We start from the raw sequence: 25,027 nt of genomic DNA on the forward strand, positions 1-25,027 counted from the left end.
CAAAATCCTTGGGCCTGAGTGTAACGGGCGGTACAATGCGCGGGTATGAGCGACGTACGCGTACGGTTTGCCCCCAGCCCCACCGGATACCTCCACGTCGGGGGGGCCCGCACCGCCTTGTTCAACTGGTTGTTCGCCCGCCACCACAAGGGGACCTTCATCCTCAGGATCGAGGACACCGACCGCACCCGGTCCACCGACGAAGCCATCGACCAGATCATCGCCTCCATGCGCTGGCTGGGCCTCGACTGGGACGAGTTCTACCGCCAGACGGATCGGGTGGAGGTCCATCGTCGTGCCGCGGCGGAACTCCTGCGTCGGGGCGCCGCCTACGAGGCGGACGGAGCGGTGTGGTTCCGCGTCCCCAAGGACGGCGTGACGGTCGTCGAGGACCAGCTCGCCGGGCAAGTGCAGTTCCAGAATCAGGAACTCAAGGACCTGGTGATCCTCCGGTCCGACGGCACCCCCACCTACAACTTCGCGTGCGTGGTGGATGACCGCGACATGGGCATCACCCACGTCATCCGGGGCGACGAGCACCTCAACAACACGCCCAAGCAGCTCCTCCTCTATCGGGCGTTGGGATGGGACCCCCCGATCTTCGCCCACATCCCTCTCATCCTGGGACCGGACAAGACCAAGCTCGCCAAGCGGCACGGGGCCTTGTCCGTGCTCGAGTACCGACGGCGGGGGATCCTGCCCGAGGCGCTCGTCAACTTCCTTGCCCGCCTGGGCTGGTCCCACGGTGATCAGGAGGTGTTCACCCGCGACGAGCTGATCGCGTTCTTCGACCTCGACGCTGTCGGCACCTCGGCGGCGGTGTTCGACGAGCAGAAGCTCCTTTGGCTCAACCACGAGTGGCTCCGCCGCGTGGATCTGCCCCGCCTGGCCGCCCTCCTTGCGGAGTTCGTGGTCGTGGGGGGGGTGGCCACCCCGGACGCCGTGGCCGCGCTGGGCGAGGCGCGCCTCCTGCGGGCGGCGGAGCTCCTCCGCGACCGGAGCCGGACCCTGGTGGAAATGGCCCGGTCGGCCCGGTTCTTGTTCCCCGGGGAGGTCCCGCTGCCCGAGGACGACCGCGGGTTCTTCACCCCCGAGCTTGCTCCGGCGCTCGCGCGGCTCGCGGAGGTGGTGGCCGCTGTGACCGACCCGTCCCCGTCGGCCCTGGAGGCGGCCGTGCGGGGAGCCCTCGACGAGCTGGGGCTTCCCCTGAAGGCGGTGGCGCTGCCGATGCGGATCGCGGTCACCGGGTCCCGGGTCGGGCCGGGCCTGTTCGACGTCCTGGCCCTGGCCGGCCCGGAGATCGTGGCCGCCCGCCTCCGCGCCGCGGCTGCCCGGTGCCAAGAAAGGACGGAGCGGTGAGACGAGCGCTTCTCGTGCTCTCGCTGTGCGGCGTTATCCCGATGGCCTTGGCCCAAGAGATCCAATTGGAACCCGTTTCTCCGGAAGCCCTCGGGGGTTGGGCCCAGGCGGTGCTGGCGTTCCGGCTCCACCCCACGTTGTCGCGGGACGTGAACTTTTCCGGGCCGGCCCTGGCGATGGCCCAGTGGGGCGACGTCGCCCTGGGCAGCCACCGGTATGCCATGGTCCTTGGGGTCAGGTCGGACGGAGAGGCCGGCTTGTGGGTGGACAGAGACCGGGACGGACGGATCACCCCCGAGGAGGCGGTCCCCGGCCTCCGGGGCAACGGCCGCGTGGTCTGGAAGCTCGAGCTCCTCGCCGCGCCGGCAGGAGGTGCGCCGTACCCGCTCACGGTGGTGTGGCCGGAGGGGCGGGGCTACGTGTACCTCGTGGGCGGCGCACCCCGACGGGGAGAGCTCGTGGTCGACGGGAAGCGGGTGACGTTCGTGCTGGTGGATGGGGACCTGGACGGGGTGTTCGGCACCAAGGACGACTTCTACGCGGTGGACGGGGACGGGGATGGGGTCATCCACGGCGATCCCGACGGCCACGAGCGGTTTACGCTCGGGGAGGCGTTCACCGTGGGCAAGACGAGCTTCGGCCTGGCCCAGGTGTCCCCGTCCGGGAGCTGGGTTCTCCTCGCGCCCACCGCGTACGTGCCGCCCAAGGTGCCGCTCATCCCCGGCCATCCCGCCCCCGATTTCCGGTTCTCCACGTTCCCGGACGGCAAGTCCCTGGCCCTGTCCGAGTTCAAGGGGAAGGTGGTGCTCTTGGATTTTTGGGCCACCTGGTGCGGGCCGTGCATGCAGGAGCTCCCCCACCTGAAGGAGGTGTACGAGCGGTTCCGGGACCAGGGGTTCGAGATCGTGGGGGTGAGCCTGGACACGAGCGAGCGCGACCTGCGGGCGGTGTTGTCCTCCCAGGGCATCCGCTGGCCCCTGAGCTTCGAGGGGAAGAGCTGGGACAACCCCGTGGCCGAGCTGTACCGGGTGTACCAGATTCCGACCTCGTTCCTCATCGATCGCCGCGGGGTCATCCGATTCCGCGACCCTATGGGGGATGAGCTCGAACGCGCGGTGGCCGAGCTCCTCGCGGAGCCCCGCGCCGAGGAACTCCCCCCTGAGGCGCCGCCGGTGGCCCTGCCGGAGGTGCGGGGACCGCCGAAGCCCATCCTGGAAGTGCAAGTCCCGACCGAGGTCGGCGTCCTCCCCGGGGGCGACACCGTGCTCGCGGTCAAGCTCGCCAACACCTCGCCCTACCTCGCCGAGGAACTACGCGTGCGCATCCATGGCCCGCCGGAGGGGATCACCGCCCCGCCTCTGGAGGTGGGCGACATCCCCCCGTTCGGCGAGCGCACGGCCGACCTCACCCTCACCGCGGCCGAGGGCGTGGCTCAAGGGAATATCCTGATCACGATCGACATCCTTTACCACTACTGCATTGGCGATTCGTGTTTTCAAATGTCCCAGGCAGCGGGGACGACGCTGGCCATAGGGGTGGCGCCGACGGCCGCCCGCCGGGCCTGGAGCCCGTGGTGGCTGCTTTTGCTCCTCGGGGTGGGGGTGGTGGTGGGTTGGTTCCTGTGGGGCCGCGGCCTGTCCGGGGCGGGCCTCGTCCTCCTCCTCGTGGCCGGGGCGGCGCTGGCCGCCGGGGTCTTCTTCGGCCAGTCCCGCCAGGCCCAGCTCATCGGGGCGGTGCTGTGCACGTCCTGCGTGGGGATCGAGGAGGTCCACGCCGAGCTTCCGGTCCTGTCCCGGGAAGCCAGGGCCACCTTGGCCGAGCTCGCCCGGCCCGTGCACCTGGTGGTGTTCCATGCCCCATGGTGCCGGTCCTGCCCCTACGCGATCTCCCTCGTCGAGCAGATGGCCCAGGCGAGCCCCTTCCTGGAGGTAGAGCTGGTGGACGCCGAGGAGGAACCGGCCCGGGCCGAGGCGGCGGGCGTGAGCCGCTCCGGGCGCCTGGTGGTCCCGGCCATCCTCGTCGTGGAGACGAGCCAGGTCCTGTTCGGCACCCACCACCTCGGGGCGCGCCTGCTGGCGCTCCTCCGGGAGGCGGGCCGATGAGGCTCCGCTACCTGCGCCGGGGAACCCAGGGGCTGGGCGTGCTCCTGGGCGTGTTCGGCGTGACCGGGATCGGCATGACCCACCTCCTCTTCCCCGGCCTCCACTGCTACGCCTGTCCGCTGGCGATCACGGTGTGCCCGATCGGCCTCATGCAGAACCTGATCATCGCCGGCACGGTGCCGTTCTACCTGGTGGGGGCGGTGGCCGCGTACGGGCTCGCCCTCGGGCGGGGTTGGTGCGGGTGGTTCTGTCCGTTCGGCACGGTCAACGACCTCCTCGCCTTCCGCAAGGGTCGTTTCCGGCGCGCGCTTTCTCCGCTGAAGTTCCTGGTCCTGGTGGGCACGGGGGTGGCGGCGTGGAACCTCGCGGATACCTGGTTCTGCAAGCTGTGCCCGGCGGCGTCGCTCACGGCGTCGCTGCCGTACCTAGGGCTCGGGGTGGCCCAGGTGAACACGCCGTTCCTCGTGCACATGGGGACCCTGGCCGGTACCCTGGTCGGCATGGCCCTCGTGTCCCGGTTCTGGTGTCGCTACCTGTGCCCGATGGGAGCGGTGCTGTCCGTGTTCAACCGGGTGAGCTTGTTCGGCCTTCGGCTGCGGGCCGATCGCTGCGGGCAGTGTGGACTCTGTGTCCAGGCCTGCCCGATGGGGATCGAACCCCATCGGGACATCAACTCCCCGGACTGCATCAAGTGCGGGGAGTGCGTGCCCGTCTGCAAGGCGGGGGCGCTGTCCATCGGATTCTCCTTGCCTGGGGTGGGAGGACGTGTTCCGCTACGCGCTTCTGGGGCTAGTGCAAGGGCTGACCGAGTTCCTCCCCGTCAGTAGCTCCGGGCACCTCGTCCTGGCCCAGGAGCTGCTCGGGGTCGCTTCCCCGGGGGTGGCGCTGGAGGCAGCAGCGCACCTGGGGACCTTGGTTGCGGTGCTGGTCTACTTCCGAGGCGATCTGTGGACGCTCGCCACCCGCAGCCTGCGGCGTGGGCGGGGGGAGCGCCGGTACCTCGGGCTCCTCGTCCTTGGTACCGTGCCCATCGCGGTGGTGGGCGTGGGAGCGCGGGGCGTGGTGGAGCGGGCGTTTTCCGCGCCGGCCTTGGTGGGGTGGATGCTGATCGTCACCGCGGCCCTGCTCGCCGGGGCCGGCTGGTGGGGGCGGCGGACCCGCCGAGAGCAGCCTCGGGCCGGCGATGCGATCGTGGTGGGGCTGGCCCAGGCCGCGGCGATCCTCCCCGGGTTGTCCCGGTCCGGGGCCACCGTGGCCGCCGGCCTCGGGACCGGCTTGACCCCACGGGAAGCGGTGCGGTTTTCCTTTCTCCTGTCCGTCCCCGCCATCGCCGGGGGCGGGGCGTTCGCCCTGGTCACAACCCGCGGGCTTGAGGCCATGGACTGGGGCGGACTCGCTGTGGGGGCGGCGACCGCGTTCGCCGGGGGCCTCGCGGCGATCCGGTTCTTCCTCGCCGCCGTCCGGTCGCTGCGGCTGTGGCCGTTCGCCCTCTACTGCATGGCAGTGGGGGTCACGGCGATCCTCGTCGGTTGACCCGGGACAGATGACCCGGGCCGCTGGCCCTGGTGGCCCTCGGCACCGGGAAAAGAACCCGTTCCTGAACTTCCCCGTATCCCACGGCTTGTGACCACGGTTCATTGGTCCAGATGACCTTGTCGTGGAGACTGGGACCGGTGGACGCGGACCGTGACCCGCCCATGAGGAAGGGGAGGAAGGGCCATGGTGGAGGGGAACGGATGAGGGACAAAGGAACGCTTCTCCTGATGATCGCGCTGGCGCTGGGGCACCTGATGGGGTCAGGGGCTCGGCTCTACCCGAACGCGTTTTACACCACCGGACGCATGAGCGGGGACTGGCATTGGCTTGAAACCCCGGCCAGCTACGCGCAGTGGGAGTTCCACGCCCTCCCGGCCTCCTTGTCCGAACAGGTGGTCCTGGACGTGCTGGCCTGTGCTGCGGCGCAAGAAGGATCCGTCCCCGCGGAGTTCGCCGTGGTGTTGACGTTGACCTCCGGTGGCCGTGCCTGCTGGTCCGGCCGGGTTCTCCTGCGGCGGGTCCAATCGGGTGAGGGAGGAGCGGTGTACTTCGGCCAGCTCCTGGTTTCCCGGCGCGAGCCCGCCCTGGGATCGCAGCTCACCGTGCGCGCGGACGGGTCCCCCAGCGGGCTGCGCCTTGGGTTTCATCCCGGATCGCTGCGGGTGCAGGGCAACCGCGAAGGCCGGGCGGTGCCCGCCGGGCAAGACCCGTTTGCCATCCTGTGGGCAACGGTGGACGGGGTGGCCGGCGGGGTACTGGTCGATTCTCCCCCCGGGCCCACCGTGCGCCCTGGTACCCCGGCCCCCATCCCTCTGCCCCTCCACAACACGGACCGGATGGAGGATGCCCCCTTCCTGGCCCCGGGCTCGTACCAAGGTCAGCTCGGGTGGCCCGGCCCCTATCAGCCCATGAACAGCCGCGACTGGTGCCGGGTCAACCTGCGGCCGGGGCAGGTGGTGCGGTTGACCCTGGAAGTCGGGTCTGGGTGCCGGTGCTCCCTGCACCTGTTCGACCCCTACGGGCGCGAGGTCGGCAGTGTGGCGGGAGGCGAGCGGGTGGGCCTGGAGTACCAGGCCTACGTGGGTGGGGGGTGGCACGTCCTCATCGCCTGCCGGGAGGGTTGTGCCGCGTTCCCGTACCTGCTCGCGGTGCACATCGAGGACGGAGGATAGTACTGCACTCCAGCGCCCGCGTTCCGCGCCCGTGGGGTGGGCCCCTTGAATGTCCTGTTCCGCGTAGACTCCGGCCTATGACCTCGATGTGGGGGGGCGATGAACGGGCGGGTGGCCTGGGACATCGCCCGCGTTCGCCGGACCTGCTGCCGCAGGTCGTTCTGCCACGTCTCCGAGGTCGGTTCGGCCGCCCCTACCGGTACCTCGGCGTGGTGGGAAGCACCCAGGATGCCCTACGGCAGTGGGCCAGGGCTGGCGCCCCGGAGGGGGCAGTGGTATTGGCGGAGCGACAGACGGCGGGCCGGGGGCGATGGGGACGGGCATGGGTCAGTCCCGGAGGCGGGCTGTACTTCTCCGTCCTTCTGAGGCCCGTGCAGCCGCTTCCCCTCCTCCCGCTCGCGGCCGGGGTGGCGCTGGTCGATGCGTGCCAACTGGGTGGCCTCAAGTGGCCCAACGACCTCCTCGCCCCGGACGGCCGCAAGCTCGCCGGCGTGCTCGCGGAGGCCGAGGTCCAGGACGGCGGAGCCCAGGCGGTCTATCTCGGGGTCGGACTCAATGTGGAGCCGGACGGCCTCCCCCTGGGGGCGGCCGGGCTCGCTGAATTCCGTCCGGTGGACCGAGCCGAGCTCCTCGCCGAGGTCTTGTGGGCCCTGGAGGTGTGGACGAGCGCGCCTCCCGAGGCGGTGGGCCACGCGTGGCGACAGCGCAATTGCACCCTGGGGCGATGGGTGCGGGTGACCATGGGCGAGGGGGCGGTGGAGGGGGTGGCCGTGGACCTCGCGGCGGACGGGGCGCTGGTCGTGCAAACGCGGGCTGGGCAGCGCACGGTGCGCGCCGGCGACGTGGCCCATCTTCGTCACCGCCGGACCTAGCTGCGCGTCGCCAGCCAGATCCCGGCCTGGACCAACGCCAGGCGGACTGCGGACGCGCCGGAGGCGGCAAGGGCGAACGCGAGCGGCCTCCGGCCGATCGCGGACAGGAGGTACATCGCCACGGTATCGGGGAACCCGGGGATGAGGAGCAGGAGGAACAGGGCCGGGACGCCGAACCGGTTCACCCACCGTTCCCCGATCGCCAGCCACCACTGGCCCCACCGGGTCTCCCGCCGCCACACCTCCACCCGCGGCAGCCGCTTCAACCGGTCCCCGAGGAAGAACACGAGGTAACTCCCGGCCATCCTGCCCAAGGTGGCCACCGCGATCACCGCCCATGCCGGGGCCGCCTTCGCTGCGGCGAGCACGGCCTCGGTAGGGCTGGGCAAGACCACGGCCGTTCCAACTGCGTACAGAAAGGCAAGGAACAGGGCGAGGGCCACGTCCTCAGGCCCCACCCATGGGCTGGTTCACCCCTTGGCAACGGGGACAGAAGTCCGTCCGCTGATCGTCGAACAGGATCTCCGCCACCGGGGTGGCGCAAACCCGACACGGGTTCCCCGCCCGACCGTGCACGTACAGGAAGTCCCGCACCTCCTTGTCGAATAGGCCATCCCCAACCCGTTTTTTGATCTCGGCGATCGCCCAGCGCAGGGCCTCCGGGATCGCCCGCCACAAGCGCTCCTGGTCGCCCTCGGTCAAGGTGTGGGCGTAACGGACCGGGGAGAGTTTGGCCACGAACAGGACCTCGTCGGCGTAGGCATTGCCGATGCCGGCGATGAGGTGCTGATCGGTGAGGACCTTCTTCAGGAGACGACGCTTTCCGGCGAACAGGGCCCGGAACGCGTCCCAGGTGAACGCGTCCGACAGCGGCTCCACCCCGAGCTTCTGCAGCGGCTCGGCGGTCACGGGGTCGGGGACCACCCACGCCGCGGCCAGCGGCTGGGCACCGGGCTCGATCAGCCGCAGGTCGAACCCGTCGTCCAGGGCAAGGCGGAGGATCGTGGCCCGGCTGGGTGGGTAGGACGCGGGCCCGTGCCACAGCCACCCCCAGCGCATGAGGTGCACGATGAGGTGGGGGCCGCCGTGGAACGAGAAGATCAGGTGTTTCCCCCGACGCCCGATCTGGGAGAACGTCCGCCCCTCCACCGCTATGCTGTCCGGGCCGGTGCGGACGAGGCCGGTCCGGTACACCTCCACCCCCCGGACCGTGCGGCCGACGATCCGGGGGGTGAGGTTATCCCGCAGGACCTCGAGGTCGGGAAGCTCGGGCAATGCCGGCTAGCTCCCGGAGCCCAGGAACAGGGTGAACGCACAGCCGGAGGGGCAAGCCGGGGCCCGGAACACCTTGATGTACGGCCGGCACAACGAGGCCCCACACGGTCGGGACCACGGCCACCACCAGAAGAAACAACAACTCGGCCTCTCCGCGATCCTCACGTAGGTCTCGTGCTCCCCGGCCACGGTGGTCACGACCAGCTTGTAGTACCCCGGAGCCACCGGGTCCCCGGCCTGGTCCTTCTGGTCCCACACCATCGTGAGCGATGTAGGATCCTTGGGCTCGGGGAATGCCACTTGGTACACGAGCGCCCCGGCCATCGTCTCCACCCGCCAGCCCACGATCCCCGGCCGCTCCTGGCAGCAACAGAACATGCCGAACGGCAGGACCAGCTGGAAATGGACCTCCTCTCCTGCCCAGAACGCCGTGTAGCAGCACGGCCCGGCGGGGGGAGGACAGCCACACTGGGCCAGTGCCAGTCCGCCGGTCACGGCTAGAGCCGCCATCGACAACGCGAGCGCCCTCTTCATCCTATACCACCTCCGCACGATTCTACACCGTGCCCCCGCTTTCGGTTTCACTTCCCCGGCCACGCCTCCGGGTTCACCAGGTGCTTGGGCCGCCGCCCCGCGAGCACGTCCAGCACTCCGTCCACCGCGAGCTCGGCCATCTTGCGTCGGGTGGCCTCCGTCGCGGAGCCGATGTGGGGGGTAAGGACCACGTTCGGCATCCCGATCAGGTCGGGATGGATCCGCGGCTCTTCTTCGAACACGTCCAGCCCCGCCGCGCGGAGCCGTCCCGCTTTGAGCGCCCGCACGAGCGCCTCCTCGTCCACCACCGGGCCGCGGGCGATGTTCACCAGGATGGCGGTGCTCTTCATGAGGGCGAGCTCCCGCTTGCCGATGAGGTGGTGGGTTTCCCGGGTCAACGGGACGCACAGGACCACGAAGTCGCTTTCGCGCAGGAGCTCGTCCAGGGAGGCATGGCGAACGCCCAGGGCTCCCTCCGCTTCCGGCTTGCGGGTCCGGGAGAAGTACAGGACCTCCATGGCGAAGCCCTTGGCCCGGCGGGCCACGGCTTGGCCGATGCGGCCGAAGCCCACCACCCCCAGGGTGCGCCCGTACACGTCTACCCCGAGATGGGGCGGGATGAACGTCCAGCCGGGGAACCCGTGCCGGCGCAGGTCCTGGTCCGCCTCCACGATGCGGCGCGCGGCCGCAAGGAGCAGGGCCCATCCGAGATCGGCGGTGGCTTCGGTGAGCACGTCGGGGGTGTTCGTCACCAGGATCCCGCGGGCGGTGGCGGCGGCGAGGTCGATGTTGTCCACCCCCACCCCGAGGTTGGCCACCACCCGCAGCGTGGGCGCGGCCTCAAAGAACTCCGCATCCACTCGGTCGGAGAGGGGGCAGATGAGGGCGTCCGCGTCCAGGGCCCGCCGGGCGTCGGGTGCGAGCGGCCCGTCGTGGACCGTCACCGCGTGGCCGGCGGCGCGCAGCCGCTCCACCGCCTCGGGGAACATAGAGGTGGTGATCACAACCTTGGCCATGTCGTTCTGAGTCTAGCCGACCGCCTCAAGGAGGACCAGGGTCAGGGAGATGGTCCCCACCGAAAGGAGGGTGGAAAGGAGAAGGGCGGACGCGGCCAGGTCCGGACGGCGGTCGTACTGGAGGGCGAGGAGGAAGCTGTTCACCGCTGTGGGCATGCTCCCCTCCACGACGAGGCTCGCCCGCAGCGTGCCGGACGTGCCGAACGCCCAAGCCAGCCCCCAGGCGAGGAGCCCCCCGCCGAGGAGGCGGAGTCCCCCTAACGCCAGCGCCGGCCCCGCCACCTGGGTCGGGCGCACGTGGGCGAGCTCCACCCCAAGGAGGACCAGGAACAACGGAATCGCCCCTTCGGCGAGGAGGCCGGTGGCCCGGCCCAAGGGGAGGGGCAGCCCGCCGGCAAGGCGGGCGGCGGCGGCCGCCGCCACCGCATACGGCCACGGCACCCGCAGGAGGCCCAGGGCCACGCGGCGCCACCGGAAGCTCCCCTCCCAGGTGGCGAGGCCCACCCCCAGCGTGGTCAGGAGCACGGTGTTCGTGGCCAGGAACACCACCCCCACATCCACCCCAGGTTGCCCGTACGCGAACAGCAGGATCGGGAGGCCGAGGTTGCCGCAGTTCCCAAACGTGAGCACCAGCGAGGCCGCGGCTTGGGCACCCGGATCGCCGGGGAACAACCGTCGTCGCACCGGGATGGACAGGGCGAACATCCCAAGGTAGTGGGCCACGGTGAACGCGGCCACGAGCACGGCGTGGGCCGCCGGGAGCTGGGCCGTGCGCAGGGACTCGAAGATGAGCGCTGGCGACAGGACCCAGAACGCGAGCTGGGCGAGCGGCTGCGCCGGCACCCGGGCAAACCGGCCCAGGAGATAGCCCACCCCTACCAGGAGGAACGTGGGCAGGAGGATGTCAGCGATCATGGGCCTAAAGGTACGCCGTCCGGCCTCGAACGTCACCCGTTCGAGTCCCTAACACCTCGGGGGGAACGCCTGGGTCACGCTCGGTTACAATCTTCACACGGGAGGTCAGTCCTGATGAGGATCGCCGTCACCGGCCAGCCTGGAGTGGGCAAGACGACGCTTGTCCTGCGGGTGGTGGAGCGGGTGTCGCTTTCCTGTGGAGGCATGGTGACCCAAGAGATCCGGAAGTGCGGCCGGCGGGTGGGGTTCGCACTCCGGGACCTCGCCACCGGCCGGGAGGGAGTGCTCGCCCACATCCACCTCGCGGACGGGCCCGAGTTCGGGCGGTACCGGCTCAACCTGCGCGACCTCGAGGAGATCGGGGCGGCGGCGATCGAGCGCGCGATCCACGCGGCGGAACTGGTGGTGGTGGACGAGGTGGGGCCGATGGAGCTCTGCTCCCCGCGGTTCGTGGCCGCGGTGGGGCAGGCGCTCGGGGAGGCGAGGAACCTCCTGGTCACCGTGCACCGGGCGTCCAACCATCCCCTGGCCTACTGCATCCGCCATGGGGTGGATCACTACCTCCGCCTTACCCCGGCGAACCGGGATGCCCAGCTCCGGGCCGTGCTGCAGTTCCTGTCCGGGCAGGGTTAGGGCCACCTCACATCCGAGGGAGCCCACACCGGGCCGGGGAGGCCATAGAACCGCCGGTAGAAGTCCTGAAAGGCCGTCTCCACCGCCCGCATCAGCCGTGGCACGTCCTCCGCCTCCGCCCGGGAAGGGTCGGGGAAGATCGGGCCGCCGAAGTGCACGGTCACCCGGCCCAGCCGCCGGTAGTCCCGGATCACCTGGCGCACCACCCGGAACAGCGGCTCCGTCTCCCGCTCCGGACGGAGGGTGTACCCGTTCTCGATCCCCACCGGGACGATGGGCACACCCGCCCGATGGGCAATCACCGCCACCCCCGGGTACAGCCGTCGCTCCCAGCACCGGTACCCCTCGGGGTAGATCATCACCCGTCCGCCGCGCCGGAGGTAGCGGACGACCTCGGCTACCGTGCGTGGGTTGAGGATCGGCTTCAGCTCGGGATCCTGGGTGACCCGGAACCGCCAGAACGAGCGGTACAGGAACCGAACCAGCGGGTACGGTTTGTCCACCTGGTACACGGCCTTCATCCGCCACAGCCGGGACTGCCGGACCACAAACAGGGGGTCGAAGTTGCCGACGTGGGTCACGCAGAACAGGCACGGCCCCCCTGGGACTTGCCCTCGCTTTTCCGACCGGACGAGCGCCGGCAGGAGGAGGATGGCTCCGACGTAGAACAGCCAGATCACTTCCCGGATCGGAGCGAGGAGAAAGCTGCCGAGCCGCGTGGGCCACCGGAGCGGGACGGGCTGGCCGGATGGCCGGGGCAGGCCCTCACCGGCCATTGGTCTTCCGCCGTGCGTGTTCCCTTCCCCAATACTGGTCATCCGTGAGCCGACCCCGGCCTAGGGCCACGTCCAGCCAATACCGAAACCCCTGGTAGAACCCGGACACGAGGTTCGCCCGTACGAACCGGCGGTTCGAGGTGTAGCAGGCCATGGTGGGGACGAACCGAACCCTTCCCACCCGGGCGAGCTTCTGGACCAGCCGAAAGTCCGGGGAGGCGAGGTGGGCGAGGGGCGGGTACCCGCCGACCGCGAAGTACGCGTCCTTCCACATCCCCAGGTTGGCTGCCCCGGCCAAGGGGACCCCGAACGCCCGGGACAGCCCGGCGAGCATGGAGTACCCCAGGACCTCTAGGCGCCGCCTCACCGGCCCGCTCTCCCGGAACCCCATCGGCCCATAGGCCGCCACCACGCCGGCCGCGTCCAGCGCCTTCACCATCTTGGCCAGCCAACCGGACGGGTACAGGGTGTCGGCATCGGCGCAGGCGACGAGCTCCCCGGCCGCCTCGGTGAACCCGCGGTGCATGGCGAACACCGCCCCCCGCTGGGGCTCGACGATCAGGCGGTCCGCGAACCGACGGGCGATCTCGGGGCTTTGGTCGGTGCTCCCGTTGTCCACCACCACGAGCTCGAAGTCGGTGAACGTTTGCCGCCTGAGCCAGGCCAGGGTCTCCGGGAGGAACCGCTCCTCGTTGAGCACGGGCATGACCACGGTGATCCTGACCGGCATCGCGCCTACGCCCTTTCCCGCCGTACCTTGTACCAGCTGTGGTTGCTGGTGAACGTCCGGAAGAAGGACACGGCGATCGCCGCCTGGAGCAGGAGGTAAACCGCGGGGAACCCGAGGACCACGTTGGCCAAAACCTCACGCCCGCTCTGCGGGCGGTGAAGGAGGTAGGCGAAGATCGCCGCCGCATAGAGCGCGCTCATCGCCCCCGGTAGAACGACGGTCACCAAGAACGGGATGGATAGCGCCTTGCCCAGGATCAGGGCCATCTGGGGGAAGTACACCACCACGCCTACCCCGGCCATGAGGACGACGTACGAGAGGTCGCCGCGCTGGATCTCCTCGAACATCTTCTTGATCCCGCCCGTGTACCACCGGCAGTGCTGGCGGAACAGGTCCCGGAGCCCCAGGGCGTACTGGATCTGGCAGCGCCTCCCCAGGACGAACGCCGCGTGCAGCCCCTGCTTGGCCATCCGGATCCCGAGGTCGAAGTCGTCCACCGTGGTGCGCGGGTCGAACTTCCCCACCTTCCGAAACACCTCCCGGCGCACGAACACCCCGCAGTTCATGAACACCGGCCGCCAGACGAGACCGGAGAACACGAACGTCTTGGCAAACGCGAAGAACAGGTCCTGGAACACCACCGGTAGCGACCGCCTGGCGTTGTAGGACGCAAAGTCGGCGAACACCGCCTGGACCTGGGGGTTGGCGAAGAGAGCCGTGTACTCGGCGAGGAACGCCCCATCCACTCGGGCATCGGCGTCGAGGAGGAGGACGATGTCCTCGGTCACGTGGTCCAGGGCCAGGTTCAGGGCGGCCGGCTTCCCCCGCACCTGGGGGTCGGACAGGACTTCCAGGGTGGGGAACTCCAGGGCAAGCCGGCGCAGGATCTCCGGGGTGGCGTCGGTGGACTCGTCCACCACCAGCACGCGGGCGCCGGGCGGGGCGGTGGTGAGGAGGGTGCGGAGGGTGTTCTCGATGACGCTCTCCTCGTTCCGGGTGGCGATGACCACGGCCACGCTGGCGTCGGCTCGGCCGCGGAGGCGCGTCAGGAGCCGAGTGGCCCACCGGGCCTTGAGGTATCCGAGCCCCGCGAGCAGGAATCCGACCCCGATGCCGAGGGTGATGCCTGCGAGCATCGCTTCATCCTCCGTTCGCGTGGGGAGTGAGCGCTGGGCCCCGCCTCATCGCACCACGATGGACACGAGCTTCCCGGGGACGGCGATCACCCGGTCCACCTCGTGGCCGCGCAGGCGCTCCTGGACCGTGGGATCCCCTAGCGCCGCCTCTTTCAGGGCTTCCGCGTCCGCGGCGTCGCGGGCGGGGAGGCGGACGCGGGCCCGAACCCTGCCGTTGATCTGGACCGGGATCTCCACCTCTCCCTCGGACAGGGCCGCCGGATCGTAGCCGGGCCACAGGGCCTCCAGGATGGGCTTCCCCTCGCCAAGACGGTGCCACAGCTCCTCGCACACGAACGGGACGAACGGGGCGAGGAGGAGGACCGCGGTGCGGATCGCCCGGCGGATCAGCGTGGGGTCGGCGTCGGAGCGCTCCACGTACGCGGAAAGCTCGTTCGTGAGCTCCATGATCGCGGCCACGGCCGTGTTCAAGCCGAGCCGGCCCTCGAACTCCTCGGTCACCTTCTGGACGGTGGCGTGGAGCTTGCGCCATAGGGCGAGCGCTGCGGCATCGAACCTCGCGGGATCGGGCTCCCCGCGTGCGGCGGCGATCCGGGGGAACTCCCCGATCACGAGCTGCCAGAACCGGTTCAGGAACCGCCATGCCCCCCGGATCCCCTCCTCGGACCACTCGATGTCCCGCTCCGGGGGCCCCATGAACAGGGTATAGAGGCGCTCCGTGTCCGCGCCGTATCTCTCGATCAGCTCGTCCGGAGGGACCACGTTCTTCTTGGACTTGGACATCGCCAGCACGGATACCTCGAGCGGGGCTCCGCACTTCGGGCACCGGTCCCCCTCCTTGACCTCCCGCGGGGAGATCCAGTGGTGGGTGGGGCACCGGTAGGCGGGGTAGGTGATCATCCCCTGGGTGAACAGGCGCGCAAACGGCTCGTCGATCGCCAGGTGCCCGAGATCGTGGAGGACCTTGGTGATGAACCGGGAGTAGAGGAGGTGCAGGATCGCGTGCTCCACCCCGCCCACGTACAGGTCCACGGGAAGCCAGCAGTTGGCGAGCTCCGGGTCGAACGGGCGCTTCCCGTCGCTGGGGGACACGTACCGCAGGAAGTACCAGGAGGAGTCGACGAAGGTGTCCATGGTGTCGGTGTCCCGCCGGGCCTCCCCGCCGCAGCGCGGACAGCGGGTGAGGATGAACTCCGGGATATCGGCGAGCCCTTGCTTTCCCAGGGTGGGCACGTTCGGCAGGAGCACCGGCAGGTCCTCCTCGGGCACCGGGACCTCCCCGCACTCCGGGCAGTGCACGATGGGGATCGGCGCCCCCCAGTACCGTTGGCGGGAGACCAGCCAGTCCCGCAGCCGCCAATGCACGGCAGCCTTGCCCACCCCGCGTTCCTCCAGCCAGCGGATGGTGGTCGCCACCGCCGCCTCGCCGGGCGTCCCGGTGAGGGGGCCGGAGTGGATCATCGTGCCGGGCTCGGCATGGAACAGGACGTCGCGGTAGAAGTCGAGGCCGGCGAGCATCTCCATCACCGTACGCTTGTCCCCTACCTTCGGCTCCAGCTCCTTGCACCGGGCGAGGATCCTCCGGTCGGCGGCCACGCTGTCGAACGGGACCACGCCGTCGTCGAAGATGAACGCCCACCGCGCCCCCACCACCTCGCACCACGACCCGGGCCGGAGGTGGGCGCGCACGAGGTCGATGTACCGGTCGATCTCGGCCTCGCCGCGCAGGGTGACGTAGAGAGCCGCGCCCCGATCGCGATAGGGGCCGGCGGTGAACGCGATGTTCGCCCGCGCGAGCGCCTCGGCCAGCCCAGACCGGACCGAGCCCGGGAGGACGAAGCTCTTGGCGAGCCCGTCGGGGCGGGCGATGACGGGGATGATGGGGAGGCCGTACTTCAGGGCGAACGCGAAGTCCCGCTCGTCGTGGGCGGGCACGGCCATGATCGCTCCCGTCCCGTAGGTCATCATCACGTAGTCGGCGATCCAGATCGGGATCCGCTCCCCATTGGCCGGGTTCACCGCGTGGGCCCCGGTGGGGACACCGGTCTTGTCCAAGGCCTTCGCCGTCCGCTCCATCTCCGTCTTGGTCGCGGCCGCTTCCCGGTACGCGGCGACCTCGTCCCGGTGGGTGGGGTGGGTCAGCGCGTCCACCAAGGGGTGCTCCGGGGCGAGCACCAGGAACGTCGCCCCCCACAGGGTGTCGGGGCGAGTGGTGAACACCACGATGTCCTGGCCGTCCTCGGCCTTGAACGTCACCTCCGCCCCCTCCGAACGGCCGATCCAGTTCTCCTGCATCCGCTTCACGTGCTCCGGCCAGTCGAGCCTGGCGAGGTCGTCGAGGAGCCGCTGGGCGTAGGCGGTGATGCGGAAGAACCATTGGACGAGCTCCCGCCTCTCGACCTGGGTCCCGCAGCGGTCGCAGCGGCCGCCCACCACCTGCTCATTGGCAAGCACGGTGGCACAGCTCGGGCAGCAGTTGACCTTGGCCCGGGCCCGATAGGCGAGGCCGTGCCGGTAGAGCTGGAGGAACAACCACTGCGTCCACCGGTAGTATTCGGGCTCGCAGGTGGCGATCTCCCGGTCCCAGTCGTACTCCACCCCCCAGGCCCGGAACTGGCGCTTGAACTCGCGGATGTTCCGCCACGTCCAGTCCCGGGGGTGGATCCCCTGTTCGATGGCGGCGTTCTCCGCCGGAAGCCCGAACGCGTCCCATCCCATGGGGTTGAGCACGTTCCACCCGCGCATACGCAGGAAGCGCACGATGGCGTCGCCGAGGATGTAGTTTCGGCCGTGGCCGGCGTGGAGCTTGCCCGATGGATAAGGGAACATGTTGAGGTAGTAGAACTTGCGGGCCGTGTCGGCGATGTCCGCCTTGAAGTACCCCTTCTCCCGCCAGAAGTCGCGCCACCGGTCCTCGATCGCGTGAGGATCGTAGGGTTCGTGGTTCACAGGAGCCCTCCCTCCACCAACTGCTCCGCCGCGTCCAGCATGTGCTGGACCCCATCCGGGGAGTCCATCTCGCAGTACAGGCGGAGGATGGGCTCGGTGCCCGACGCCCGGAAAAGGAGCCACCCCCGGTCGAACCGGAGCTTCACCCCGTCCAGGGTCTCCACCGCCACCACCCGCTGGCCGGCCAGCTCATCCGGGGGCCGGGCCTGAAGGCGGTCCACGATCGCCACCCGCGCTGCCAACTTCAGGTCCCGCCGCGCGTAGTGGTGTGGGCCCACCCGTTGGAACAGGTGGTGCACCAGGGTCGAAAGCCTCTCCCCGGTGGCGGCCACCAGCTCGAGGAGGAGCAAGTCGGAGAGAATCCCGTCCCGCTCCGGGATGTGCCACTGGTACCCGTAGCCGCCGGATTCCTCGCCGGCGAACGCGGCGGTGCCGGTGACGAGCGCCTCCACCGCCCACTTGAAGCCGATCTTGATCTCCTGGCAGGGAAGGCCAGCCTCCTGGGCCAGCTTCTGGATCATGTCCGTGAGGGCGAACGACTTGAGGACCCGCCCCTGGAGCCCCCGGTGGCGGATGAGGTGCCACAGGAGCAGGGCGGCCATGCGGTGGGCGTCGAGGAAGCCTCCGTTCTCGTCCATTGCCGCGGCCCGATCCCCATCCCCGTCGGTGATGAGCCCAACCACGATCCGCCCCCGGCTCCGGACGCCCAGGGAGCGGATCACCGCCCGCAACGGGACTACGTTCTCGGCGAGCGGCTCCGGTTTCTTCCCCCCGAACAGGGGGTCCACGGTGGACCGGATGGCGAGGTGGGGCAGGCGGATCTCCCGGAACAGAACCGGGAGGTACCCCTGGGCCGAGCCGTACATGGCGTCCACCACCGCGTAGATCGGGGCGCGGGCGATGGCCCGGAGGTCCACGAGCTTCCGCAGCCGGTCCAGGTAGTCGGCCTGGATCGCCACCGACTCCAGTTCCGCCGCGTCGTCCACCGCGGGCGGGTGGGCAGGGAGGCGGGCCTCGATCCGGGCGGTGACGTCGGCAGTGGCCGACCCCCCATACTCCGGCTTGACCTTGACCCCGCTCCAGTAAGGCGGGTTGTGGGAGGCGGTGATCATCACCCCGCCGGCGAGCCCGCGGTCCACCACGGCCGCAGACAGGGCCGGGGTGGGCACGGGGGAAGACGTGATCTGCACGGGAATCCCGGCCTTGGCCACCGTCCGACCGAGGTGGGAGGCGAACACATCGGACAGGAACCGGGTATCGTAGCCGACGATCAGCCCAGCCGCGGCCGGCCGGTACGGCGCCCCCCACGCCCGGTAGATCGCCATCCCGCTCCGGCCCGGGTCGTCGAGGTAGGCGGCGATGGCCGCCCCCACCCGGGCCACGTTGGCGAACGTGAAATCCTCGGCGATCACCCCCCGCCAACCATCGGTCCCAAACTGGATGCTACCTTTTTCGCCCATGCCGTGCCTTTCGACGCTTCCGGCCTTGGTCCAGGTCCACCCGCTCCACGTACGGCGGGATCTTGACGCCATTCCCCTGCAGCAGTTCGGCGATGAGGTCCATGGGAAGCGAGGTCTCCAGCCAGAGATCCCGGATGGACACCACCCCATTCCGCACCGGAACGCGCTCAAACGCCCGCTCAATGGCCCGCCGGTACCCGTCCTCCAGGCGGGGCAGGTCCTGTTCCATCTCCGCCATATCTTAGATCGATCAGTACCCCCACTCCACCGTGTACCGCACCTCGGCGCTCCCGAAGGGCGGGACCACCACCCGGAACCGCACGCGCTGCGCATCCAGCTGCTCGTACGGGAAACTGCTCTCGGTGATGGTCCACATGCCGGGGAGGGTCTCCACCACCTCCACCTCCACCGGTTCCTCCTTGGCGGAGCGGAGGGCGATGCGCCAGGCGTCCCGGTAGAGGTTCTCGGCGAGACGCTGCCGCGCCTCCTGAACGCGCTCGCCGGTGAGGTCGAACGCCGCGCCCACGGCCAGCTCCACCTTCTCCCCTACCGGGGTATGTCCGATGGGCGCTGCCCCCACGAACAGCCGGCCGCCCTCATCGAACGTGCGGACCTCTCCGGCCGGCAAGGGTAAGGCGGTGTTCTCAAACCGTACCAGCACCTCCACTGGCCCACCGGTGAACCGGTAGGCCCGGGTGTACGCGAGCGTGGCACTCACCAGGGGGACGAGGGCCGTCCCGTGGGGGAGGTCGATCGGGCCGGGAAGGTCGTACCGGTGGTACTCGGCGGCCGGGGCCACCGCCACGTCCGCCGGGGCCATGGCCAACGCCCGCACCAGTCCTTCCCCTGCTCCTTTCGAGGAAGGACGGTACACGTCCCCGGCCACCAGGGTCACCTGGGCACTGGGGAAATCCACCCCGGTGCGGTTGATCAGGGTCGCCATGCCCACCAGGACGAGCCCGTCTTCGCCCAGGACCGCGGTGTAGCTGGCCCCCCAGGCGAGGCCGCCGGCCAGGTAGCGGAGGGTGATCGCCGCCGGGCCCGGGGTGGCCCCGCGGTACCCCAACCGCACCGTCTGCTGCTCGGGCAGCCGGGCCAGGACGCGATCGTAGCTCGCCAGGAACAGGAGGCCATCGGCGGTGGCGAGGACGAGCCCGTCGGTAACCGCGACGAGGCGCCCCTCCAAGCGCTCCCCGTGGGCGAACACCTGCACCGTCTCCCCCACCAGCCCCGCGAGATCGGGCACGCCCGACCAACGGGGCTCAACCTGGGTCAGGGGAAGGCCATCGATGGTGAGGCTGTCCAGGAGGATGGTGTGGGGGAGGTCGCCCAGGACGAGCTCGCCTTCCCGGGCCAGGGTCACGGTCCGCGTCTCCAGAACAAGCCCGAAGCCGCCGGAGTAGAGGACAAGCTCAGGGGCGGAAAGCCCGACCATCGCCCACAGTAAAAGGGCCGTAAAAGCAAACATCTTGCGCACAGGGATCACCCACCTTTGCCGCATGTTATCCGGCGAGCGAGGCCAGGTAAAGCCACGCCGAGCGCCGTCGGCCGCCTAGGCCCCCAACCCGTTCAACCGCGGTGAAGGGGGTGTTTTCGCAGTGTGGTTCAGGGCTTCCGCCACGCCTCCCGTTGGGCGGCGAGCCACGCCGCGGTGCCCCGGGCCGCCCGGTCCCGCAGGTTTTCGATGTGGTAACCCGGCGGGCACCCGGGCCGATCGTCGGGCACGAACTCCCGAAGCTCCCGACATGGGAAGTCCGGACAGAGGCCGCAGTGCTCGATGTCCCGGGCGAGGCAGCACCGCACGAACGGGCAGTCCAGGTGCTGGAGGGGGATGCAGCCCGGGCACTTCCGCGAAAAGTGTGGGCACTTCCCACACCAATCCCCGCATGCGCCCGCCTCACGGTGGCCCATCGCCCGGTAGGGTAACGGCTTTCGCCCTGGTCGGCCAGCCAGCGCCTACCGACCGGGGTGAGCCCGCGCCACGGCCTGGCCGGCGAGCAAGGCCGCAACCGCCCGTTTCAGGGCGGACACGTTGTCCCCGGTCTTGGCGGAGATGCAGATGTGGGGGATCGCCTCGAGCTGGAGCGCCGCAAGCCGCGCCTGTTGCGCTTCGCTCTCGACGAGGTCGATCTTGTTGAGCACGTGCAGGATGGGGGGATGGGGTTCCCCCGGCCGAAGGATCTCCTTGGCGATCACCCGCCGCACGACCCGGAGGTGGTCCGGCGCGGACGGGGAGGAGGCATCGAGGACGAGGAGCAGGAGGTCCGCGTCGTGCACGGATTCCAGCGTGGCGTGGAACGCGGGCACGAGCTGGTGGGGCAGGTCCCGGATGAACCCCACCGTGTCCGTCACCACCACCACCCCGCCTCCGGGGAGGGGGACCCTCCGGACACGGGTGTCCAGGGTGGCGAACAGCTTGTCCTCTACGAGCACGTCGCTTTGGGTGAGTTGGTTGAACAGGGTGGACTTGCCGGAGTTGGTGTACCCGACGATGACCACCTCGGGCGGGCCGGCCTTGCGGCGGCGACGGCGGCGGATGTCCCGGGCCTGGTGGGCCCGCGCGAGTTCCCCACGGATGGCTTGGATCCGCCGCCGCACGGCGCGCCGGCCCTGCTCGAGGCGCGTTTCCCCAGGGCCGCGGGTGCCGATCCCCCCGCCGGGATCGGTGAGGGCCTGCCCCCATCCCCGGAGGCGCGGGAGGAGGTACTCGAGCTGGGCCAGCTCCACGGCCAGGGCCGCTTCCTTGGTCCCGGCGCGCTGAGCGAAGATGTCCAGGATGAGCTGGGAGCGATCCACCACCTTGAGGCGGGTCGCCTCCTCCAGGTTGCGGGCCTGGGCCGGGGAGATCGCGGCCCCCACGATGAGCGTATCTGCCCCCACCTCTGCGGCCAGGCTCCGGATCTCCCCGGCCTTGCCCCGGCCGAGGAACGTGGCCGGATCGGGGCGTGCTCGCCGCTGCACGAGTTGGGCCATCACCGCCACCCGGGCCGTGCGCGCCAGGGCTGCCAGCTCCGCCATCCGCTCGTCGGGGTCAACCTCGGGTTGAGGAGATAGGACGTCGGCCAGGATCGCCCGTTCCTGCCCATAGACCCGGGCCCGCCGGCCGAGGTAGTCCTCGATGGCCGGGATCAGGGTTCGCTTGCCTCCCATACCGTTGCCCCCAACCCTCGAAGTTTCCCCACAAAGTCCTCGTAGCCGCGGGCGAGGTGGCCCCCCCCGCGGATCTCGGTGCGCCCGTGGGCGGCCAGGGCAGCCAGCACCACCGCTGCCCCGGCACGGATGTCGGTGGCCTGCACCGTTGCCCCGTGAAGCCCGCTCACGCCTTCGGTGATCGCCGTGTTCCCGGAAACGCGGACCCTCGCCCCCATGCGCACGAGCGCCTCCACCTGGCCGAACCGGGATTCGAACACGGTCTCCGTCACCGTGGCCTGTCCTTCGGCCAGGCACAGGAACGCCACCAGCGGTGGCTGGAGGTCGGTGGGGAACCCGGGATAGGGACCAGTCTGCACGTTCACCGCATGAGGACGGGCCGACGCTGCGACCCGCACCGCCGCTTCCTCTACCGCCACCTCCACCCCGGCCTGGGAGATCTTGGCGAGCAGCGCATCCAGGTGGTCCGGCCGCACTCCGGTCACGGTCACCGTCCCCCGGGTGATCGCCCCGGCGAGGAGGTAGGTTCCGGCCTCGATCCGGTCGGGGATCAGCCGGTGCGTGGCCCCCTCAAGCTCCGGCCGCCCACGGATGACCACCCGGTCCATGTGCCACACCACGTCCGCCCCCATCGCGGAGAGGAGGCGGGTCAGGTCCACCACTTCCGGCTCCCGGGCTGGGTTGACCACCACCGTCTCCCCCTCGGCCAGTGCCCCGGCCAGGAGGACTTGCTCCGTGGCCCCCACCGACGGGTAGTCGAGGTACACCGTGGACCCCCGAAGCTGGCAGGCCTTGGCGTGGACGACACCGCCGTCCACGGCGATCTCCGCCCCCAGGCAGGCCAGCCCCCGCAGGTGGAGGTCCACCGGCCGTGGGCCGATGGCGCACCCGCCGGGAAGAGGCATCCACACCTCACCGGTGCGGGCGAGGAGGGGCCCCAGGGCGAGGAACGAGGCGCGCATGCGCTGGACGACAGCATCCGGGGCGGCTTGGGCGAGCTCATCCCCCCCGCAGAGCCGGACCGTGCCCCCCTCTCGCCCCACCTCCTTCCCCAGGGTGCGGGCCAGGGTGAGGGCGGTGTCCATGTCCAGGAGGCGCGGGGCATTCTCGATAACCACCGGGTCCGTGGTGAGGAGCGAGGCCATCACCGCGGGCAAGGCGGCGTTCTTGGCCCCGGACGCTTGCACCGTGCCGACCAGGGGACGGCCGCCGTCGACGACGATCACGGGAGCAGGGGTACCGGGTCCACCGGGTTGTCCCCCTGGCGGACCTCGAAGTGGAGGTGAGGACCAGTCGAAAGCCCGGTGTTCCCGGACCGGGCGATGGGTTGCCCTGCTTCCACGAACTGGCCTGGGAACACCAGGAGCCGCGATAGATGGCCGTAATAGGTGGTGTACCCGTTCCCATGGTCGATGACCACGAGCAAGCCATAGCCCCCCTGCCAGTCGGCCTCCACCACCCGCCCCGGGGCGGCGGCGTACACCGTGGTCCCCTCGGGAAGGGCGATGTCCACCCCGGAGTGGAACGAGGGCACCCGGTAGATGGGGTGAACGCGGGGTCCGAACGGGGACGAGATCGGCCCTCGCGCCGGCCATACGAACAGGCTGCTCCGCCCTCGGCCGAGCTCGACCGCGGTGGCCTGGGGCACCGTCCCCGGGGCGGGCACGAGGAGCCGCGCACCTGGTGACGGCTCGCCGGCAAGGTTGTTGGCGCTGCGGATCGCGTCCTCGGCCACGTCATAGGTCTTGGCGATGTCGGCCACGGTCTGCCCCGGCTTCACCGTGTGCAGCACCCCCCCTTGGGGGATGTAGAGGAGCTGGCCCGGGCGTACCAGCGACGGGTCGGCGATCTCGTTGCTGGCCACGAGGTACGCAAGGGGGACGCCGTGCCGGTCGGCGATTCCGGACAAGGTATCCCCCGGGCGGACCACGTAGGTAGGAAAAGCGGAGGCGGTCGCCGGCGGCGGGGCCACCGGCCCCCCCGCCTGGGGGCTCGGGAGGAACGGGACCAAGAGGAGCGGGAGGAACAGGAGGGCGATGGCCACCGCCAGGATCGGGTTGTCACTCACTGTTCATCAACTCCAGGAACTGCTTGTTCGTCCGCGTCTGTTCCATCTTCTGCTTGATGAACTCCAGGGCGCTTCCTGGATCCGGCATCTCCGCGAGGAGCTTACGCAGGATCCACACCCGGCGAAGGACATCCGGCTTGAGGAGAAGTTCCTCTTTTCTCGTGCCCGATTGGATGAGGTCGATGGCCGGGAAGAGCCGCCGGTTGGCGAGATCCCGGTTCAGAACAAGCTCCATGTTCCCGGTGCCCTTGAACTCCTCGAACACCACCTGGTCGAGGCGAGATCCCGTGTCGACGAGCGCGGTGGCGATGATGGTGAGGGACCCTCCTTCCTCGAGGTTCCGGGCCGCCCCGAAGAACTCCTTCGGCTTGTAGAGGGCGGTGGGGTCGATCCCACCGGAGAGGAGCTTCCCGGACGGGGTGATGGACAGGTTGTAGGCACGGGCCAGGCGGGTCAGGGAGTCCATGAGGATCACCACGTCGTACCCCACCTCCACCAGGCGCTTGGCCTCGGCCGTGGCCAGCTCCGCCACCCGGGTGTGGTGCTGGGGCTCCATGTCGAACGTGGCCGCGATCACCTCGGCCCGTGTCACCGAGCGCCGGAAGTCCGTTACCTCCTCCGGCCGCTCGTCCACGAGCAGGATGAGGAGGCGCACGTCCGGGTAATTGGCCTCCAGGCCTTGGGCGATGTGCTTGAGGAGGGTGGTCTTGCCCGCCTTGGGCGGGGACACGATGAGCCCACGCTGCCCCTTGCCGATAGGGGAAAACAGGTCGATCATCCGCGTGGAGAGCTCCTCGGCGTTGTGCTCCAGGACGAGCTGCTCGTTCGGGTGGAGCGGGGTCAGGTGCTGGAAGTCCGCTCGCTTGCGCACAGCCTCGGGGTCCATCCCGTCCACCTGGTCCACCTTGAGCAGGGCGAAGTAGCGCTCCCCTTCCCGGGGTGGGCGGACCAGGCCCTGCACGATGTCCCCGTCCTTGAGAGCGAACCGCTTGATCTGGGACGGGGACACGTACACGTCGTACCGGCTGGGGAGGCAGGATCTCTCCCGGAGGAACCCGTAGCCGTCGGGCATGATCTCCAGCACGCCCTCGGTCACCAACTCCTGGCGTTCGGCCAGGATGCGCATCGTGGCGAGCTCCAGCTCGGCCGGGGCGAGCTCGCCGAAGCCGTTGACCCCAAGGTTTTGCGCGAGCTCCTGGAGCTTCTCCGGGCCAAGTGCGCGTACCTCGGTCATCTGCATGCCGATCACCTCACGCAAGACAGGTAACGCTCAGGTGGATCAGGCCAGTGTCCCCATGGGACACGGCCGGTATGGGTGTGAGGATCCCTCGGGTTGGGAGATGA

General features: G+C 70.0%; 24 protein-coding genes. 7 read left to right on the top strand and 17 right to left on the bottom strand.

Going from position 1 to position 25,027, the window contains the following annotated elements; all coding sequences use genetic code 11:
- The first annotated feature begins 45 nt into the window (after nucleotides 1–45).
- From gltX to NUV94_01895, 6 genes are all read left to right on the top strand, one after another.
- Complete coding sequence (gene gltX / locus NUV94_01870; GenBank protein ID MCR4391537.1) at nucleotides 46–1,359, top strand: glutamate--tRNA ligase; 1,314 nt, start codon at nucleotides 46–48, stop codon at nucleotides 1,357–1,359.
- The gene (locus NUV94_01875) at nucleotides 1,356–3,461 is read left to right on the top strand and encodes a redoxin domain-containing protein (protein MCR4391538.1); all 2,106 of its coding nucleotides are present in this window, start codon (nucleotides 1,356–1,358) and stop codon (nucleotides 3,459–3,461) included. The genes gltX and NUV94_01875 overlap by 4 nt, the downstream gene beginning before the upstream one ends.
- Entirely contained in the window at nucleotides 3,458–4,288 is an 831-nt protein-coding gene (locus NUV94_01880) for a 4Fe-4S binding protein (protein MCR4391539.1), read from the top strand. The genes NUV94_01875 and NUV94_01880 overlap by 4 nt, the downstream gene beginning before the upstream one ends.
- Nucleotides 4,227–4,994 carry an undecaprenyl-diphosphate phosphatase gene (locus NUV94_01885; protein MCR4391540.1) on the top strand — a complete coding sequence of 256 codons (768 nt, stop codon included), beginning with the start codon at nucleotides 4,227–4,229 and terminating at the stop codon, nucleotides 4,992–4,994. Before NUV94_01880 ends, NUV94_01885 begins: the two co-directional genes overlap by 62 nt.
- Nucleotides 4,995–5,197: 203 nt before the next feature.
- Nucleotides 5,198–6,169: a hypothetical protein gene (locus tag NUV94_01890; protein ID MCR4391541.1), complete on the top strand. Its 972-nt coding sequence runs from the start codon at nucleotides 5,198–5,200 to the stop codon at nucleotides 6,167–6,169.
- 77 nt (nucleotides 6,170–6,246) lie between these two features.
- Entirely contained in the window at nucleotides 6,247–7,041 is a 795-nt protein-coding gene (locus tag NUV94_01895; GenBank protein ID MCR4391542.1) for a biotin--[acetyl-CoA-carboxylase] ligase, read from the top strand.
- Here the strand turns inward: NUV94_01895 and NUV94_01900 are convergent.
- From NUV94_01900 to NUV94_01920, 5 genes are read right to left on the bottom strand one after another with little or no spacing between them, the layout of a single operon-like run.
- Complete coding sequence (locus NUV94_01900; GenBank protein ID MCR4391543.1) at nucleotides 7,038–7,499, bottom strand: VTT domain-containing protein; 462 nt, start codon at nucleotides 7,497–7,499, stop codon at nucleotides 7,038–7,040. The genes NUV94_01895 and NUV94_01900 overlap by 4 nt on opposite strands.
- On the bottom strand, nucleotides 7,489–8,316 hold the full coding sequence (locus NUV94_01905) for an Fpg/Nei family DNA glycosylase (protein ID MCR4391544.1): 828 nt from the start codon (nucleotides 8,314–8,316) through the stop codon (nucleotides 7,489–7,491). The genes NUV94_01900 and NUV94_01905 overlap by 11 nt, the downstream gene beginning before the upstream one ends.
- A 6-nt stretch (nucleotides 8,317–8,322) precedes the next feature.
- The gene (locus NUV94_01910; protein MCR4391545.1) at nucleotides 8,323–8,850 is read right to left on the bottom strand and encodes a DUF2271 domain-containing protein; all 528 of its coding nucleotides are present in this window, start codon (nucleotides 8,848–8,850) and stop codon (nucleotides 8,323–8,325) included.
- Between the two features lie 47 nt (nucleotides 8,851–8,897).
- On the bottom strand, nucleotides 8,898–9,866 hold the full coding sequence (locus tag NUV94_01915; protein MCR4391546.1) for a D-glycerate dehydrogenase: 969 nt from the start codon (nucleotides 9,864–9,866) through the stop codon (nucleotides 8,898–8,900).
- 12 nt (nucleotides 9,867–9,878) lie between these two features.
- Entirely contained in the window at nucleotides 9,879–10,781 is a 903-nt protein-coding gene (locus NUV94_01920) for an AEC family transporter (GenBank protein ID MCR4391547.1), read from the bottom strand.
- A gap of 114 nt (nucleotides 10,782–10,895) precedes the next feature.
- On the opposite strand from NUV94_01920, the gene NUV94_01925 reads away from it, so the two are divergent.
- Nucleotides 10,896–11,414 (top strand): NTPase, encoded by a 519-nt coding sequence (locus tag NUV94_01925; protein MCR4391548.1) that lies wholly within the window; start codon nucleotides 10,896–10,898, stop codon nucleotides 11,412–11,414.
- Here the strand turns inward: NUV94_01925 and NUV94_01930 are convergent.
- The 12 genes from NUV94_01930 to rho all read right to left on the bottom strand — a co-directional run bounded on the left by NUV94_01930 (nucleotide 11,411) and on the right by rho (nucleotide 24,932).
- Nucleotides 11,411–12,190, bottom strand: a complete 780-nt coding sequence (locus NUV94_01930; GenBank protein ID MCR4391549.1) for a 1-acyl-sn-glycerol-3-phosphate acyltransferase — start codon at nucleotides 12,188–12,190, stop codon at nucleotides 11,411–11,413. The genes NUV94_01925 and NUV94_01930 overlap by 4 nt on opposite strands.
- A complete protein-coding gene (locus tag NUV94_01935; GenBank protein ID MCR4391550.1) occupies nucleotides 12,180–12,920 on the bottom strand; it encodes a glycosyltransferase in 741 nt (246 codons plus the stop codon). The genes NUV94_01930 and NUV94_01935 overlap by 11 nt, the downstream gene beginning before the upstream one ends.
- Nucleotides 12,921–12,925: 5 nt before the next feature.
- On the bottom strand, nucleotides 12,926–14,056 hold the full coding sequence (locus NUV94_01940) for a glycosyltransferase family 2 protein (GenBank protein MCR4391551.1): 1,131 nt from the start codon (nucleotides 14,054–14,056) through the stop codon (nucleotides 12,926–12,928).
- Between the two features lie 45 nt (nucleotides 14,057–14,101).
- Entirely contained in the window at nucleotides 14,102–17,005 is a 2,904-nt protein-coding gene (locus tag NUV94_01945; protein MCR4391552.1) for a leucine--tRNA ligase, read from the bottom strand.
- Entirely contained in the window at nucleotides 17,002–18,417 is a 1,416-nt protein-coding gene (locus NUV94_01950) for a phosphoglucomutase/phosphomannomutase family protein (protein ID MCR4391553.1), read from the bottom strand. Before NUV94_01950 ends, NUV94_01945 begins: the two co-directional genes overlap by 4 nt.
- Before the next feature lie 31 nt (nucleotides 18,418–18,448).
- On the bottom strand, nucleotides 18,449–18,694 hold the full coding sequence (locus tag NUV94_01955; protein ID MCR4391554.1) for a hypothetical protein: 246 nt from the start codon (nucleotides 18,692–18,694) through the stop codon (nucleotides 18,449–18,451).
- A 21-nt stretch (nucleotides 18,695–18,715) separates the two neighbouring features.
- Entirely contained in the window at nucleotides 18,716–19,942 is a 1,227-nt protein-coding gene (locus tag NUV94_01960) for a hypothetical protein (protein MCR4391555.1), read from the bottom strand.
- A gap of 128 nt (nucleotides 19,943–20,070) precedes the next feature.
- Nucleotides 20,071–20,376 (bottom strand): DUF3795 domain-containing protein, encoded by a 306-nt coding sequence (locus tag NUV94_01965; protein ID MCR4391556.1) that lies wholly within the window; start codon nucleotides 20,374–20,376, stop codon nucleotides 20,071–20,073.
- 45 nt (nucleotides 20,377–20,421) lie between these two features.
- Nucleotides 20,422–21,615 carry a GTPase HflX gene (gene hflX / locus NUV94_01970; GenBank protein ID MCR4391557.1) on the bottom strand — a complete coding sequence of 398 codons (1,194 nt, stop codon included), beginning with the start codon at nucleotides 21,613–21,615 and terminating at the stop codon, nucleotides 20,422–20,424.
- Nucleotides 21,594–22,841 carry a UDP-N-acetylglucosamine 1-carboxyvinyltransferase gene (gene murA / locus NUV94_01975; protein ID MCR4391558.1) on the bottom strand — a complete coding sequence of 416 codons (1,248 nt, stop codon included), beginning with the start codon at nucleotides 22,839–22,841 and terminating at the stop codon, nucleotides 21,594–21,596. The genes hflX and murA overlap by 22 nt, the downstream gene beginning before the upstream one ends.
- On the bottom strand, nucleotides 22,838–23,683 hold the full coding sequence (locus tag NUV94_01980; protein MCR4391559.1) for a M23 family metallopeptidase: 846 nt from the start codon (nucleotides 23,681–23,683) through the stop codon (nucleotides 22,838–22,840). Before NUV94_01980 ends, murA begins: the two co-directional genes overlap by 4 nt.
- The gene (gene rho, locus NUV94_01985) at nucleotides 23,676–24,932 is read right to left on the bottom strand and encodes a transcription termination factor Rho (protein MCR4391560.1); all 1,257 of its coding nucleotides are present in this window, start codon (nucleotides 24,930–24,932) and stop codon (nucleotides 23,676–23,678) included. The genes NUV94_01980 and rho overlap by 8 nt, the downstream gene beginning before the upstream one ends.
- Nucleotides 24,933–25,027: the final 95 nt, after the last annotated feature.

The organism is Candidatus Acetothermia bacterium, from assembly GCA_024653305.1.
Taxonomy (GTDB): domain Bacteria; phylum Bipolaricaulota; class Bipolaricaulia; order Bipolaricaulales; family Bipolaricaulaceae; genus JACIWI01.